Genomic DNA, 14,764 nt, shown 5'->3' on the forward strand with positions numbered 1-14,764 from the left:
TATGGAAACATTATTAGAAAAAACTAGAGCGATTAATAAGTTGATTCAGCGCGCTGCTGGGAATCCGGTCGATTTTGAAGAGATGGCTAAAGTACTCCGCCAGGCTATTATTGCCAATTGTTATATTGTGGGGCGACGAGGAAAAATCTTAGGTTATAGCTTTATGCATCACTTCGTCTGCGGAACAATGGACGATATTGTCATGCACTCCGAACGTTTCCCTGAAAGTTACAATGAAGGTCTTATGAAGATTAGTGAGACAAAGACAAACACGACCCAAGTTGCTAACGGTTGTGTCTTCGATTGTAATACTTCCTGCCATTTTAACAATAAACTGACCACAGTCGTACCGATTTTAGGCGGGGGCGAACGGGTCGGGACACTCGTTTTGGCAAAATACGATGAAGAATTTAAAGAAGAGGATCTTGTACTTGCTGAATACGGTGCCACAGTTGTCGGGATGGAAATTTTAAGGGTGAAAGCGGAACGCGCAGAAGAAGAAGCTCGTAAAAAGGCAGCGGTACAAATTGCCGTTGGGACCTTGTCATACTCTGAGCTTGAAGCTGTGGAACACATCTTTGCTGAATTAGGTGGCGGAGAAGGGTTGCTGGTAGCCAGCAAAATCGCGGATCGTGTAGGAATTACACGTTCGGTTATTGTCAATGCCCTGCGCAAATTTGAATCGGCTGGGGTTATTGAATCGAAGTCCCTTGGTATGAAAGGAACGTATATTCGAGTTCTAAACGATTATTTACTGGATGAGTTAGATAAACATATTAAACATACAAAATAGGCTGCCCAAAATAGGCCGTCGGATTGGAGGTAGTTTCATGGATGAACATGAATATATTTACCAACTGAGACCGCTTGTCATCCCTGGCCTCTTCTTTCTAATTCTATATCCGTTTGTTTTGGGGTGCATCCATCTATTCACTAAGCTGCCGAGTATAGAACTCAGAGTACTTGCTGGGATTTATATTGTTTCTATGCTCGGCATCTTGGCACTATGGGTTATCGGGAAGAGCAAGCGTGTCTTATTCAAAGATCAACAAATTATCTTTCGCTCTTTGTTGGGTGAGCACGTTCTGAAACCGAAAGACATACGCCGAGTAGCTTTTTACTTTGACGGGAAAGGGCAAGAAATTGCGCAAATTCGCACAGGAGATATCTACTATTACATGAGTGAATTTTATTTCCCCTTTCCAGAACTTATGAGTGATTTAGAGAATTTTATACGTCAACACAGTTTACGATCCAATCTGCAGAATTATTCAGGTTTAAACGAATGATTTCTTGGCCAAAGGCATAGGCCTGAAATCAGGAATAGATCCTGGAATTTAGACGTTATTCGTTGCATAAAGACTGATATTGTGCTAATCTATTCCCAGTGTGATTTAATAACACACGCAGCGGGATTTGAACGTTGGTTCCTTACTAGGGTAAGGCACATTCAAAGATGAACCTGCGGAGGAAAAAAACAAAAGAAAGTGGGTATGGTAAAATGGCAGTAATCTCTATGAAACAATTGTTGGAAGCAGGTGTTCATTTCGGACACCAAACTCGTCGTTGGAATCCTAAAATGGCCCGTTATATTTTCACAGAGCGTAACGGGATCTACATTATTGACCTGCAAAAAACTGTGAAAAAAGTAGATGAGGCTTATAACTTTGTTCGCAATCTTGCCACCGAAGGGGGCACTATGCTGTTCGTCGGTACTAAGAAGCAGGCCCAAGAATCTGTCAAAGATGAAGCTGAACGTTGTGGCATGTACTTTGTCAATGAGCGATGGCTCGGAGGGATGCTGACAAACTTCCAAACAATTCAAAAACGGGTAGACCGTTTGCGTGTTCTGGAAAGGATGGAGGCTGAAGGAGTTTTTGAGGTACTCACGAAGAAAGAAGTTTCGGCACTTCGCCATGAGATGGAGAAACTGGAACGTTTCTTGGGTGGTATCAAGAATATGAAGAAACTGCCGGATGCACTATTTATTGTAGACCCTCGTAAAGAGCGAATTGCGGTGGCAGAAGCGCGCCGTTTGAATATTCCAATTGTCGCTATCGTCGATACAAACTGTGACCCTGACGAGATTGATGTTGTGATTCCAGCGAATGATGATGCTATCCGTGCCGTCAAGTTGCTGACTGCAAAAATGGCAGATGCTATCATCGAAGGACAACAAGGAAATGCAGATGAAGTTGAAGAAGCTGGAGAAGTAGCAGAAGGTTAAATTTGAATTCGAAGTTCGAGGCGCGAAGTTCGAATACCGCGCCTCGAACTTTGTGTAAACACAAAGTTCTTCTAATTAAAAATATTGGGTACAGTGTTTGAACATTGTACATCGAATTCGGAGGGTTGACTATGGCAGAAATAACTGCAGCGCTGGTAAAAGAGTTACGGGAGCGAACTGGCGCAGGAATGATGGATTGTAAAAAAGCTTTAACAGAATGCAATGGTGACATGGCTAAAGCAAGTGACTTTTTGCGTGAGAAAGGATTAGCTGCTGCAGCCAAGAAGGAAGGACGAATCGCAGCAGAAGGAACCGTCGAGTCCTACATTCACGGTGGGGGACGTATTGGAGTACTGCTTGAAGTTAACTGTGAAACTGACTTTGTGGCGCGTGGAGAAGAATTCAAGTTGTTGGTTCGTGATGTTGCCATGCATATTGCGGCTGCCAACCCCCAATATCTCAACAAAGAAGATGTGCCGGCAGATGTACTGCAGCATGAACGAGATATTCTAAAGGCTCAAGCTCTTAACGAAGGAAAGCCAGAAAAGATTATTGAGAAAATGGTTGAAGGTCGAATTGAAAAATTTTATAAAGAAGTATGTTTAATGGATCAGGCTTTTGTTAAAGATCCAGATAAGAGCATTCGTGATTTGGTTCTTGATAAAACAGCTAAAATCGGAGAACGCATTGTTATTCGTCGTTTTACACGCTATGAGTTAGGTGCTGGCATTGAGAAACGACAAGATGATTTTGCTTCAGAAGTTATGAAAGAAATAAGCCGATAACTATTAGAAAATCTATCGAGAGAACACCCCGGTGTTCTCTTTTTCGAATGTAAGTCTTTTAAGGTATTGAAATAGGATTGTTGGAGGTTATCCATGGAAAAACCACGATATGATCGAGTCGTTCTTAAAATCAGCGGAGAAGCTTTAGCAGGAAATCAGGGGTTTGGCCTTGAACATAATATGCTGGTTAGTGTTGCTAAGCAAGTAGCGGAAATACGGGATATGGGAGTAGAAGTTTGCTTGGTCGTGGGCGGCGGAAATTTGTGGCGCGGAATTGCAGGAAGTGCTCAAGGAATGGATCGTGCCACAGCAGATTACATGGGAATGCTGGCGACAGTTATGAATGCCCTCGCTTTGCAGGATGCTTTGGAGAAGGCAGGATCCGACACTCGTGTACTGTCGGCTATTGAAATGCGGCAAGTCGCAGAACCCTATATTCGCCGCCGAGCGATTCGTCATATGGAGAAAGGTCGTATTGTTATTTTTGCTGCGGGTACGGGAAATCCCTATTTCTCTACCGACACAACCGCCGCACTGCGGGCAGCAGAGATTGAAGCTCAAGTCATCTTAATGGCTAAAAAGGTAGATGGAGTTTACGATTCCGACCCTGTTAAGAACCATCAAGCCAAAAGATTCGATCAGCTAAGTTATCTCGATGTTCTCAGCAAAGGGTTAGGCGTTATGGATTCCACGGCGACCTCACTTTGTATGGATAATAATATTCCGGTCATCGTTTTCGATTTGACTAAAGAAGGTAATATTCGTCGAGTAGTAATGGGTGAACCTATTGGAACATATGTTGGGAGGGATAGTTAATGATCTCTGAGGTGATTAAAGACGCGGAAGAGCGAATGCACAAGGGAGTCGATGCCTTGCGTAAAGAATATTCGAGCATACGTGCAGGCCGAGCAAATCCCAACGTCTTGGACAAGGTCATGGTGGAATACTATGGTGCTCCTACTCCTATTAACCAGTTGGCGAATGTCTCGGCTCCAGAACCAAGAATGCTGGTCATTCAGCCTTGGGACAGAACAATTTTACCGACGATTGAAAAAGCCATTTTAAAATCTGATCTTGGACTAAATCCCTCGAGCGATGGAACAGTCATTCGCCTGATGATCCCTCAACTGACTGCTCAACGAAGAGCAGAATTGGTCAAGAAAGTTAAAAAAGAAGCTGAAGATGCCCGGGTAGCTGTTCGGAACGTGCGTCGAGATGTCAATGATAAATTAAAAAAATTAGAGAAAGATCATGAAGCATCGGAAGATGAGGTTAAGCGGGCCCAAGATGAGGTTCAGAAGATTACGGATAAAATTATCAAGGAAATCGAACATGTGATGGAAGTTAAGGAAAGCGAAATCACCGAAGTATGACACTTGCTTGGTATGGATTGCGATGGGATGAAGTAAAAAAGGATCTTGAAGCGTTAAATAAACCGTATACTTTTCAAATTACTCACCCACGTGGTAGAATGGAAACGTGGGGTGACTATCGAGTTGTCCGTCTCCGAGACTTTGATGATCGTGTGGACGTTGTTATTGCTCATGAAAAGTTCTCACGTGTGTCAGCATCGACCCCCTAATTGTCAAGGGGGTCTTTAACCTCTCTATGTGATTCTAGTTAACCCGGCAGGCTATTGTCGTAAATATTACTATGGGGTGGAATAATGTGGTTCAAACCTTGGAAGCAAACTAAAGATGATTTACAAGACCAGGTTGCTGTGGACCGCCTCCCTCGGCATATTGCTATTATTATGGATGGGAATGGGCGATGGGCCCAGAAGAGAGCACTCCCTCGGTCTATGGGGCATCGCGCGGGCGTTGAAGCTTTGCGGAAAATAGTTAAGACCTGTTCAAATTTGGGAATTCAGGTCCTGACAGTTTATGCCTTTTCTACAGAAAATTGGAGCAGACCCAAAGATGAAGTGGGTGTACTCATGAAGTTGCTGACCGAGTATCTCAGAAAAGAACTTGATGAGCTGCATCAAAATAAAGTAGTTGTGCGAGCCATTGGAATCCTTAAAGATCTTCCTGTGGAAGCCCAACGCGAATTGGAACGAGCTGTAGAGCGAACCAAGAATAATTCAGGATTAGTTTTAAATCTCGCCTTAAATTATGGCGGACGATCTGAGATCATCGATGCCGTTAAGAAAATAAGTAAAGATGTCTTAGACGGTAAACATCAAGTCGAGGAGATCAATGAGAAATGTTTTAGTGATCTTCTTTTTACGGGAGGACTTCCCGACCCGGATTTGTTAATTAGGACTTCTGGAGAAATGAGATTAAGCAATTTTTTACTGTGGCAGCTAGCTTATACAGAAATCATCGTTGTTGAGGAGTATTGGCCGGATTTTGGACAGAAGTCTTTGCTAGATGCGATTAAAGTGTACCAGAATAGGGACCGCCGATTTGGGGGAATACATACAAATTGAGGAATTGAGATGTTTAAAAGAACCATTAGTGCTTTGGTTGGTGCTCCTCTACTTTTGGGTCTAACGTATTTGGGTGGACCCTATACTGCTTTCTTAGCGGCTGTTTTGGCCTTATTAGCGTTGCGTGAATTTTTGCAAATCGGCGAACATATGGGCTTAAATGTTTGGAACAAGCTGACAACCGTGGCAACAGTTGTTTGGCTAATCATTGTGTTTATTTACGGCCCCAAATGGATTACTCCGGCGATTGTATTCTGGTTACTTATAGCCCTTGGACGTCTTGCTTTGACCTACCCGAAAACACCCTTGGCTGAAGCAAGTTTTAATTTATTGGCAGTGTTGTATCCGGTTGTATTGCTAACACATTTATACTTACTCCGTCAGCTTTCTCATGGGGTTGAGTGGACCTTTCTGACATTTTTTTTGGTATGGGCCACGGATACGGGCGCATATCTTACTGGGAGACAATTTGGCCGCCATTTGTTAGCCCCTCAGGTTAGTCCGAAGAAAACTGTGGAAGGTTCACTTGGTGGATTACTTTTAAGCATTATTGTTGCTGTATTGTTTTGGCGCTTAGTGCATGATACATCGTTAATTACGTATATTATGTTAGGGATCATTATTGGCGTTAGTGCCCAAATAGGTGATTTGTTTGAATCAGCCCTAAAGCGGACCGCAGGGATAAAAGATTCAGGAAACCTTATCCCGGGACACGGGGGGATCTTAGATCGTTTCGATAGCCTTCTTTTTGCCCTCCCTTTGGTATATTACGGTGTAATTTTGTTATCATGAGGTGAAATCTTTTGAGCATTGACCAAAGACATCCTTTATGGGCCAGTATTAATAGACTTGCAGTAGCAACGAGCATACTTGTCTTCTTGAAAATCTTTACATATTTTTTTCAAGTGTTCTTGCCTGTGTTTGGAGATGTTTTAGGGAGAGCCTTCAGCGCATTTTTACCCTTCGTGATAGCCCTTATTCTTGCCTTCTTGCTTGAACCAGTTGTTGTTAGACTGATGAGAACGATCCGAATACGACGTTCTTACGCGTCTGTTTTAACACTGCTCCTGGCGATTGCCCTAATAAGCCTTTTCGTTTTCTTAATTGTCGCTCGTTTATATACGGAGTTGTCTGAATTAGCCGTTACTCTCCCGAATTATGGATATTTCGTGGATCTTGTGACGCGACAAATTGATACTGTCGAAAAATATGTTACAGTCAATCCACAAATTCAAAGTACTTTGACCTCTTCAACAGAAAGTTTGGCAAGAATGCTTCAAGACTGGGCAAAATCTGGAAGCTTATTCCTGCTTGGTTTTCTTACCGCCTTGCCCCGTGTTTTTATTGTTATGATTGTTTCACTTGTGGCAACTTTGATGATGAGTTCAAGTTATCCCAATGTCAAGCGCTTTATCGCTAATTTGTTTCCGCGCCGCTGGCATGTCAGCGCTCAAGCTGTCAGTCAAGACTTAGGGGCAGCCGTTGTTGGTTATATACGGGCCCTAGCTATTTTAATGTCAGTAACGGCATTTACGACAATTATAGGACTGTTGATTATTGGAAATCGCTATGCAGTAACCCTGGGGGTTTTGGCCGGTATACTGGATGCAGTCCCCATTGTGGGAACAGGAATTTTATTTGGCCCCTGGATTATTGGGCTGCTGATTTTTGGTTCTTTCGGAGCTGCTTTTCAGGTAATTATCATGTGGGTCATTACTTTAGTGATTCGGCAATTTCTGGAGCCGAAGATCATGTCTCAAGGGATGGGCCTGCACCCTCTGCCCACTCTGATATCCATGTATGTTGGGCTTGAATTGTTAGGGGTTGTTGGTATTTTAGTAGGCCCAGGAATTGTTATTAGTTACGAAGCTTTACGAAAAGTGGGGATTTTTGGTCATAGAGATTAAAGGTAATCTTAAGTATTCTGCGGGCTACAGGTAATAAGAGGAAGAAGATGATGTTTGAGTTGAAAACGCTAACACTTTTAGGATCAACAGGGTCAATTGGATGTCAGACGTTAGACGTAGTTCAGCATTCTGAAGGACGCCTCAAAATACATGCTTTAGTGGCTGACAAAAATGTTAAGCTAATGGAAGAACAGGCGAGGATGATACGCCCAGAGTCTGTAGTTATGATGGATGAAGGCGCAGCTCGAGAACTTCGAGGGCGGTTAACTGATTTGCCGATTAAGGTAGAGCAAGGTATGGATGGGATGATCGCTGCTGTTGTTGCTCAAAATGTTGATACTGTGGTAACGGCTCTTTCCGGACGGATCGGTTTAGAACCGACTCTTGCTGCCTTGGACGCCGGTAAAGCTATAGCGTTAGCTAACAAAGAAACGCTGGTCGCTGGCGGCGAACTTGTCATGGCAAAGGCTCGAACTATGAATTCTCCTATTATACCAGTCGATAGCGAACATTCGGCAATTTTTCAATGCCTTGAAGAAGACCCTAAAACTATTGAAACCATCATCTTAACTGCCTCTGGAGGCCCTTTTTTTGGTTGGACTAAAGAAGAGTTAGCAAATGTGACCCTAGAAAAGGCATTGCGTCATCCTAACTGGAGCATGGGGGCTAAAATCACGATCGATTCAGCGACCATGATGAACAAAGGCCTTGAAGTCATAGAGGCTCATCATTTATTTGCAATGGATTATGCTAATATTGAAGTTCTCATCCATCCCCAAAGTGTGGTTCATTCGATGGTGCAATATCGTGATGGCTCGGTCCTCGCTCAATTAGGGAAAACGGATATGCGCTTACCTATTCAATATGCCTTAAGTTATCCTACTCGCTGGAAAAACCCCTTTGAACGGCTTGATCTTCGGGGAAAAACGTTAACATTTTATGAGCCTGACTTTGAAGGATTTCCAGCATTGGCTTTAGCCTATCAAGTGGGACGACGAGGCGGAACGCTTCCTGCAGTTATGAATGCTGCTAATGAAGTTGTGGTTGCTGCATTTCTGCAAAAGAAAGTAACGTACTTAAAGATTCATGAAATTGTAGCAGAGGTTTGTGCAGAACATGATGTTTTAGATCATCTGGATTTGGGAAGCATACTCGATGCGGACACTTGGGCACGACACCGCGCTTTGGAACTCATTTAACTATTGGAGCATGAAAGTTTGTGGTTCGATATATAAATTAGGGCTGTGAATAACGATTTTCAAGCAAGTGTTCAATATTTGACAGTTTGAATAGCAGGTTCGTACTTAGAACCTCGAACCTCGGACTTCTACTAGAAGGAGGGTTAAATGTGGTTACAGTACTCGCCATCATTTTCGTTTTTGGAAGTATGGTTATGATTCATGAACTAGGGCATTATATGATCGCCAAATGGATTGGGGTTAGGGTCATAGAGTTTAGCTTTGGTTTTGGACCTAAAATCCTTGGTTATCAAGGAAAGGAAACTCTTTATGCCTGGCGGATCATCCCCTTAGGAGGGTTTGTCAAACTCCATGGCATGGATGCAGAGGTTGATGAAAATGGCCGTACGATCATTGCTCCCATAGATGACAAACAGAGCTTTATGAACAAGCCTGTATGGCAGCGTATGGCAGCCATTGCTGCAGGTCCATTGATGAATTTTGTTTTAGCGATCATCTTATTTATTGGTGTTTTTGCTTATCTGGGAGTGCCTTCACAGAGTAACAGTAACTTAATCGGTTCCCTTGTCAGCGGAAAACCTGCCGCAGCAGCAGGGATACAGCCTGGGGATAAGATCATTGCAGTGAACCAAGAGCAGACACCGGATTGGAATCGTCTGACGGAAGTCATTCACGCCATGCCGAACCAACAGCTCAATCTTACAGTAGAAAGGGCCAATGGAAAGCAGCATCATGTTATCCCTGTAAAAACAGAGAAAGATGCTCAAACAGGATATGGGATGATAGGAATTGCCCCGGAAGTCATTTATATGCATGCCTCGATACTTCAGTCCGCTCAGTTCGGCCTCGAACGAACCTTGGACTTTACTAAATTCATCGTAGTGACGTTAATTCAGATGATAACTGGTAAAATACCAGCCGAAGTAGGTGGCCCTGTGATGATAGCCCAGACAATCAGTGAGGGTGCTCACGAAGGATTGTCAAATCTGCTCGGTTTAACAGGGGTTTTAAGTATCCAGTTAGGACTTATAAACTTATTCCCTATACCGGCATTGGACGGAAGCAGACTAATTTTCTTGTTAATCGAAGGATTACGGGGAAAACCATTAAACCCGGAAAAGGAAAATATGATTCATTTAGTGGGTTTTGTTTTGCTCATGGCCTTAATGATTGCCGTTACATACAAAGATGTCCTCCGCCTTTTTGTTAAGGCTGGCTGAGACGCAGAGCGCTGGAGGTTAGGATGTTACAAAGAAAGAAAACAAAGCCAGTTCAAGTGGGGTCAGTGGTGATAGGCGGAGGAGCTCCTGTCGTCGTACAATCAATGACGAATACGGATACTCGCAATGTTGAACAGACAGTGGCCCAGATCAACAATTTGGCATCAGCCGGATGCGAGGTTGTGCGTCTGGCAGTCCTTGATATGGATGCGGCTAATGCCTTAAAAACGATTGCGATTGCCAGCCCACTCCCAGTAATTGCTGATATTCATTTTGATTATCGCCTTGCACTTCGTGCCGTAGAACAAGGAATTCATGGTTTGCGTCTAAACCCGGGAAACATCGGGGCTCGCTGGAAAGTTCAAGAGGTTGTGAAGGCTGTAAAAGAACAACAGATCCCCATTCGTATCGGTGTAAATGCAGGATCTTTGGAAAAAGAGTTCTTAGATAAATATGGCGGCCCAACGGCTGTCGGAATGGTTGAAAGCGCTCTTGGGCATATTCGATTGTTGGAAGACGAAGGTTATGATAAAATTAAGGTTTCTTTGAAGGCGTCTTCTGTTCCTTTGATGCTTCAGGCCTATCGCCAAATGTCTGAGTGTTTTGATTATCCATTGCATTTAGGCGTCACTGAAGCGGGAACGGTTCGCTCAGGCGTTGTCCGATCGGCGATCGGAATTGGAGCTTTACTTTCTGAAGGAATTGGAGATACGATTCGGGTATCCTTGACAGGTGACCCCGTCCATGAGATCCCCATTGCCTTAGAAATACTGCGTGTTCTTGGCTTAAGACAGCGAAGTGTCGACCTAATTAGTTGCCCGACCTGTGGGCGCACTCAGGTTGATTTGGCTGCCTTGGCTGAAAAGGTGGATGAACGCCTTTCACGGCTCCCTCCTTTGGACAAACCCTTGAAAGTTGCGGTTATGGGGTGTGCCGTCAACGGCCCTGGTGAAGCCCGTGAAGCTGATTTTGGTATTGCGGGTGGCAAAGGAATGGGGCTTTTATTTCGTAAAGGGGAAATTGTCGCCAATTTAAGTGAAGAAGAGTTGTTGCCGGCGTTACTCCAAGAAATCGAGAAATACGTTTTAGCACACAAGAAACAATAACGATTAACTTCTTGTTACATAGAGGAAAGGAATGGGCACAATGCGCGTTAGTCAACTATTAAATCCAACATTACGTGAGGTTCCTGCTGAAGCTGAAATAATTAGTCACCAGCTAATGCTTCGAGCAGGCTTGATTCGAAAGACTGCTGCGGGAATATATACCTATTTACCGTTAGGATTGAGAGTTTTAAAGAAAATTGAAACGATTGTTCGTCACGAGATGGATGATAAAGGCGGTCAAGAGGTTCTTATGCCAATCATGCAACCCGCGGAATTATGGCAAGAAAGTGGGCGCTGGGATGTCTATGGCGACGAGATGTTTCGCTTAAAAGATCGGCATCAGAGAGAATTTTGTTTAGGACCAACTCATGAAGAAATTATTACTGACCTCGTACGGAGTGAAGTTCGGTCGTATAAGCAACTTCCGCTTCTCCTCTATCATATTACGAATAAATATCGTGATGAACGGCGACCGCGCTTTGGTTTGATGCGCGGAAGGGAATTCGTCATGAAAGATTTATATTCCTTCGACCGAGATGAAGCAGGTCTTGATATTAGTTACCGGAAAATGTATGATGCCTATTGCCGGATTTTCTCTCGTTGCGGTTTAACATATCGTCCTGTTGAAGCAGATGCGGGAGCCATCGGCGGTACTGGTGGTACTCATGAATTTATGGTTTTGGCCGATTCAGGCGAAAATTCAGTCGTTTATTGCCCGAATTGTCACTATGCGGCTAATGCAGAAAAAGCAGAATGCCAGCCTCAAGCTATCGAGAGTTTGGGTGGCGAACATCAGCGTCAGTTGGTTCATACGCCCAATGTGAAGACGATTGAAGAGGCTTCAGACTTTCTGAAAGTGCCAAAGACTCATTTTGTGAAGTCATTGCTTTATCAAGGGGATGATAAGATCTTCTTAGTGCTCCTTCGAGGAGACAGGGAGTTAAACGAGATCAAGCTAAACAATGCCTTAGGTGGTTTTATTTCTTTGCAGCTTGCTTCTCCTGAGGTGATTCAGCAATTGTTAGGGTGTGGACCGGGTTCCGTTGGTCCTGTTGAGGTGTCTGAAACGTTGATGGTCATTGCCGATCAAGAAGTTGCCTTAATGGAAAATGCCGTGTGTGGTGCTAACAAAGAGCATTATCACGTTGTCGGAATTGTGCCGAAAAAAGAGTTTCGGATTGACCATGTTTATGATCTAAGGATGATCGTTCCAGGGGAAGCATGTTCTAATTGCGGCACTCCCCTCAAGGAAGCCCGGGGCATCGAAGTGGGTCAAGTCTTCAAATTGGGTACAAAGTACAGTAAAGCTCTTGGGGCCACCTTTTCAGACGAAAACGGAGTGGAAAAGCCCTGCGTCATGGGTTGTTACGGAGTTGGTGTAAGTCGAACGATCGCAGCGGCAATTGAACAAAACTATGATGAGATGGGAATTATCTGGCCTATTCCGATTGCACCTTATCATTGCATTCTTATTCCGGTCAGTACCAAAGATGCCCAAGTTGTTGAAACTACGGAAAGACTCTATCAGGAACTTCAAAACCTGGGAGTTGAAGTGATTTTGGACGACAGGGATGAACGCGCCGGTGTGAAATTTAAGGACGCTGACTTGGTTGGGTACCCTTTGCGTATTACCATTGGGAGTAAGACTCTCGCTAATGGACAAGTTGAGCTAAAAGTGCGCAAAGGCGGAGAAACACAGTTAGTCTTTGTAGAAGAGATCGCTGGGCAGGTTAAAGAGATCATAGAGAAAGCTTTATCATTCTAACTCCGGACCAACTTCCGGCAGATCGTAGGGGACTTTTCCAGCTCGATCCGACGAAAATAGAGCTAAATCGCGTGGAGGTCTTTTCCAAACAAGGGAATAGACCTCCATTTTTTACATTATATAATTTTGAGGAATCCTCTTCGAGTGCATTACAGGCTATATCTCTTAGCGCTCAAACAATTTCTAAGTGATCTTTTTACTCAAGCATCCCTGGGCAGAGGAAAAGATTAAGGCGATGTCTTAGGGAAAAATACTTGACAGAATCAATTAAAAACACTTGATTTTGTCAAGTGTTTTTAATTATAATTAAGCAAATTATGATAAATAATGGAGGCATCCTATGAATACTAACCATATTCCTCTGGTCCGCGGCATTCGCAGATTCAACCGATTTTACACGAATATGCTAGGACTTTTAGATAAACATATGCTGAACAGCGATTTTTCTCTGTCAGAAGCTCGTGTCCTGTACGAAATTGGACAAATAGATGATTGTACCTCCAAAAAGCTAATTGAGGAGCTAAAGATTGACCCTGGCTATCTAAGCAGGATTATAAAAAATTTTGAAAAACAAGGGCTCACTTACAGGATAAAGTCCACGGAGGATGGCCGATTGTATCATTTGTATTTAACGGATCAAGGCAGAGAAATCCTTACCAAATTAGAAGAATCATCGGATCAACAAATTTATCAGATGATCGTTCAATTGCAGGGGGACAATCAAAATGAGCTTCTAGAGGGTATGCAAAGGATCGAAAATGCTCTGTCAGGGGAATCTATTGCTTCAGGAGATAAGTTTAACATTCGTACAGAGCTGAGACCAGGAGACGTTGGCTATCTAATTCATCTGCATGGCTGGATATATGCTGAAGAATGCAGTTATAATCACGTGTTTGAAGGATATGTCTGTAAAACGTTCTATGACTTTTTTCAAAACTATGATTCACAAAAGGATCGATTTTGGTTTGCAGAAGTAAATGGGAAAATCGTTGGTGCTATCGCCATCGTCGGACATGCGGACAAAAAGGCTCAATTGAGATGGTTCATCCTGCATCCAAAATTCAGAGGAATGAGTTTTGGCAATAGGCTGCTGAATGAAGCCATTCAATACTGCGGGGAAAAGGGATACCACAATGTATTTCTGGAGACTACAGAAGATCAGAGAACTGCAATTAAAATGTACATGAAAAAAGGTTTCAGAAAAGTGGCAGAGCATAAAAATCAGACTTGGGGAAAAGATTTGGTTGAGCAGACGTATGAGCTGAATTTGCTATAATTTCAAAAGTTCTACGGTTGCAGATGTTCTGGGGATATGCTATATTAATATAAGGAAATTTGTAGTGATTGCTGGAAAGGAGTGGGTACTAGCCCGCTCCTTCGTTTGTTCAAACCATAGCTAAGTATAACTCGCGAACATCTTCGTTAGAATATACGGAGAACATTTTTTATACTGTCAGAAAGTATAACTTCATTGAATACTTTCAACAGCTCCCTTCTCGCCATCCTTGGCTTCAGGGACACTTGGGCATCCATGACCGGCGCATAAGTGTAACTAGGCAGCCGCCAGCGCTAAGGCTAACAAGTGCGAAGACAGTGCTTTCTGGTGCCAGCCAAGTTTTTTTACTTCTTGAATAAAAAAGGGGCGAATGTCATGAGTAATGGATTAGAACAACAAATTAGTTCACAGGTCGAGCCTTACGTCAAAGAAAAAGGGCTTGAATTAGTGGATGTCGAGTACATAAAGGAAGGTGCACATTGGTATCTACGCCTCTTTATTGATAAAGAAGGGGGTGTGGATATGGATGATTGTGCTGAGGTGAGTCATGCCGTGAGTGACATGCTCGACGAGAAAAACCCTATTCCACAGGCTTATATGTTGGAGGTATCTTCTCCAGGTTTAGAACGCCCCCTTAAGAAGGACGAGGATTTCATCCGTTTTCAAGGGAAGTTGGTTACGGTGCATACAACGACCCTGTTTCAAGGATATAATGAATTTACTGGAAAACTCGTAGGTTTAGTAAATAATGAGATTGTCTTAGACCATGAAGATAATCGGGTTTCAATTCCGCGTGCCTTGGCGAAGAAAACACACCTTGCATTAGAATTTTAGAGGTTGTTGGGACA

At 43.3% G+C, this 14,764-nt stretch carries 16 protein-coding genes; all 16 read left to right on the forward strand.

The window, feature by feature from the left end; genetic code table 11:
* Position 1: 1 nt before the first annotated feature.
* Positions 2-793, forward strand: coding sequence for a GTP-sensing pleiotropic transcriptional regulator CodY (codY, locus tag VZF35_RS19955; protein ID WP_407307777.1), 792 nt, complete (start codon positions 2-4; stop codon positions 791-793).
* Positions 794-830: 37 nt separating this feature from the next.
* Entirely contained in the window at positions 831-1,289 is a 459-nt protein-coding gene (locus VZF35_RS19960) for a hypothetical protein (RefSeq protein WP_407307779.1), read from the forward strand.
* A gap of 212 nt (positions 1,290-1,501) precedes the next feature.
* Complete coding sequence (gene rpsB / locus VZF35_RS19965) at positions 1,502-2,227, forward strand: 30S ribosomal protein S2 (protein ID WP_407307781.1); 726 nt, start codon at positions 1,502-1,504, stop codon at positions 2,225-2,227.
* A 131-nt stretch (positions 2,228-2,358) separates the two neighbouring features.
* Complete coding sequence (gene tsf / locus VZF35_RS19970; RefSeq protein ID WP_407307783.1) at positions 2,359-3,012, forward strand: translation elongation factor Ts; 654 nt, start codon at positions 2,359-2,361, stop codon at positions 3,010-3,012.
* Between the two features lie 93 nt (positions 3,013-3,105).
* On the forward strand, positions 3,106-3,828 hold the full coding sequence (pyrH, locus tag VZF35_RS19975; RefSeq protein WP_407307786.1) for a UMP kinase: 723 nt from the start codon (positions 3,106-3,108) through the stop codon (positions 3,826-3,828).
* Positions 3,828-4,385, forward strand: a complete 558-nt coding sequence (gene frr, locus VZF35_RS19980) for a ribosome recycling factor (RefSeq protein ID WP_407307788.1) — start codon at positions 3,828-3,830, stop codon at positions 4,383-4,385. Before pyrH ends, frr begins: the two co-directional genes overlap by 1 nt.
* The gene (locus VZF35_RS19985; RefSeq protein ID WP_407307790.1) at positions 4,382-4,594 is read left to right on the forward strand and encodes a hypothetical protein; all 213 of its coding nucleotides are present in this window, start codon (positions 4,382-4,384) and stop codon (positions 4,592-4,594) included. Before frr ends, VZF35_RS19985 begins: the two co-directional genes overlap by 4 nt.
* A gap of 84 nt (positions 4,595-4,678) precedes the next feature.
* Positions 4,679-5,443 (forward strand): isoprenyl transferase, encoded by a 765-nt coding sequence (locus VZF35_RS19990; protein ID WP_407307793.1) that lies wholly within the window; start codon positions 4,679-4,681, stop codon positions 5,441-5,443.
* Positions 5,444-5,452: 9 nt separating this feature from the next.
* Positions 5,453-6,235 (forward strand): phosphatidate cytidylyltransferase, encoded by a 783-nt coding sequence (locus VZF35_RS19995; protein ID WP_407307795.1) that lies wholly within the window; start codon positions 5,453-5,455, stop codon positions 6,233-6,235.
* Between the two features lie 11 nt (positions 6,236-6,246).
* Positions 6,247-7,350: a sporulation integral membrane protein YtvI gene (gene ytvI / locus VZF35_RS20000; RefSeq protein WP_407307797.1), complete on the forward strand. Its 1,104-nt coding sequence runs from the start codon at positions 6,247-6,249 to the stop codon at positions 7,348-7,350.
* 59 nt (positions 7,351-7,409) lie between these two features.
* Positions 7,410-8,549, forward strand: a complete 1,140-nt coding sequence (locus VZF35_RS20005; RefSeq protein ID WP_407314746.1) for a 1-deoxy-D-xylulose-5-phosphate reductoisomerase — start codon at positions 7,410-7,412, stop codon at positions 8,547-8,549.
* 149 nt (positions 8,550-8,698) lie between these two features.
* Positions 8,699-9,769: an RIP metalloprotease RseP gene (gene rseP, locus VZF35_RS20010; RefSeq protein WP_407307799.1), complete on the forward strand. Its 1,071-nt coding sequence runs from the start codon at positions 8,699-8,701 to the stop codon at positions 9,767-9,769.
* Between the two features lie 23 nt (positions 9,770-9,792).
* Positions 9,793-10,875, forward strand: coding sequence for a flavodoxin-dependent (E)-4-hydroxy-3-methylbut-2-enyl-diphosphate synthase (ispG, locus tag VZF35_RS20015; protein WP_407307801.1), 1,083 nt, complete (start codon positions 9,793-9,795; stop codon positions 10,873-10,875).
* Between the two features lie 40 nt (positions 10,876-10,915).
* Positions 10,916-12,640, forward strand: a complete 1,725-nt coding sequence (locus VZF35_RS20020) for a proline--tRNA ligase (RefSeq protein WP_407307804.1) — start codon at positions 10,916-10,918, stop codon at positions 12,638-12,640.
* Between the two features lie 340 nt (positions 12,641-12,980).
* Entirely contained in the window at positions 12,981-13,916 is a 936-nt protein-coding gene (locus VZF35_RS20025) for a GNAT family N-acetyltransferase (protein ID WP_407307807.1), read from the forward strand.
* Between the two features lie 375 nt (positions 13,917-14,291).
* Entirely contained in the window at positions 14,292-14,750 is a 459-nt protein-coding gene (gene rimP / locus VZF35_RS20030) for a ribosome maturation factor RimP (RefSeq protein WP_407307809.1), read from the forward strand.
* Positions 14,751-14,764: the final 14 nt, after the last annotated feature.

It is taken from the genome of Desulfosporosinus paludis, assembly GCF_045689965.1.
In the GTDB taxonomy this organism is placed as follows: domain Bacteria; phylum Bacillota; class Desulfitobacteriia; order Desulfitobacteriales; family Desulfitobacteriaceae; genus Desulfosporosinus; species Desulfosporosinus paludis.

Bases quoted from the DNA above. Each gene is read 5' to 3' on its own strand.
- codY (WP_407307777.1), top strand. From the start codon at position 2: ATGGAAACATTATTAGAAAAAACTAGAGCGATTAATAAGTTGATTCAG.
- tsf (WP_407307783.1), top strand. From the start codon at position 2,359: ATGGCAGAAATAACTGCAGCGCTGGTAAAAGAGTTACGGGAGCGAACT.
- VZF35_RS19985 (WP_407307790.1), top strand. From the start codon at position 4,382: ATGACACTTGCTTGGTATGGATTGCGATGGGATGAAGTAAAAAAGGAT.
- VZF35_RS20020 (WP_407307804.1), top strand. From the start codon at position 10,916: ATGCGCGTTAGTCAACTATTAAATCCAACATTACGTGAGGTTCCTGCT.
- rimP (WP_407307809.1), top strand. From the start codon at position 14,292: ATGAGTAATGGATTAGAACAACAAATTAGTTCACAGGTCGAGCCTTAC.
- VZF35_RS19960 (WP_407307779.1), top strand. From the start codon at position 831: ATGGATGAACATGAATATATTTACCAACTGAGACCGCTTGTCATCCCT.
- ispG (WP_407307801.1), top strand. From the start codon at position 9,793: ATGTTACAAAGAAAGAAAACAAAGCCAGTTCAAGTGGGGTCAGTGGTG.
- rpsB (WP_407307781.1), top strand. From the start codon at position 1,502: ATGGCAGTAATCTCTATGAAACAATTGTTGGAAGCAGGTGTTCATTTC.
- frr (WP_407307788.1), top strand. From the start codon at position 3,828: ATGATCTCTGAGGTGATTAAAGACGCGGAAGAGCGAATGCACAAGGGA.
- VZF35_RS19990 (WP_407307793.1), top strand. From the start codon at position 4,679: ATGTGGTTCAAACCTTGGAAGCAAACTAAAGATGATTTACAAGACCAG.
- VZF35_RS19995 (WP_407307795.1), top strand. From the start codon at position 5,453: ATGTTTAAAAGAACCATTAGTGCTTTGGTTGGTGCTCCTCTACTTTTG.
- pyrH (WP_407307786.1), top strand. From the start codon at position 3,106: ATGGAAAAACCACGATATGATCGAGTCGTTCTTAAAATCAGCGGAGAA.
- VZF35_RS20025 (WP_407307807.1), top strand. From the start codon at position 12,981: ATGAATACTAACCATATTCCTCTGGTCCGCGGCATTCGCAGATTCAAC.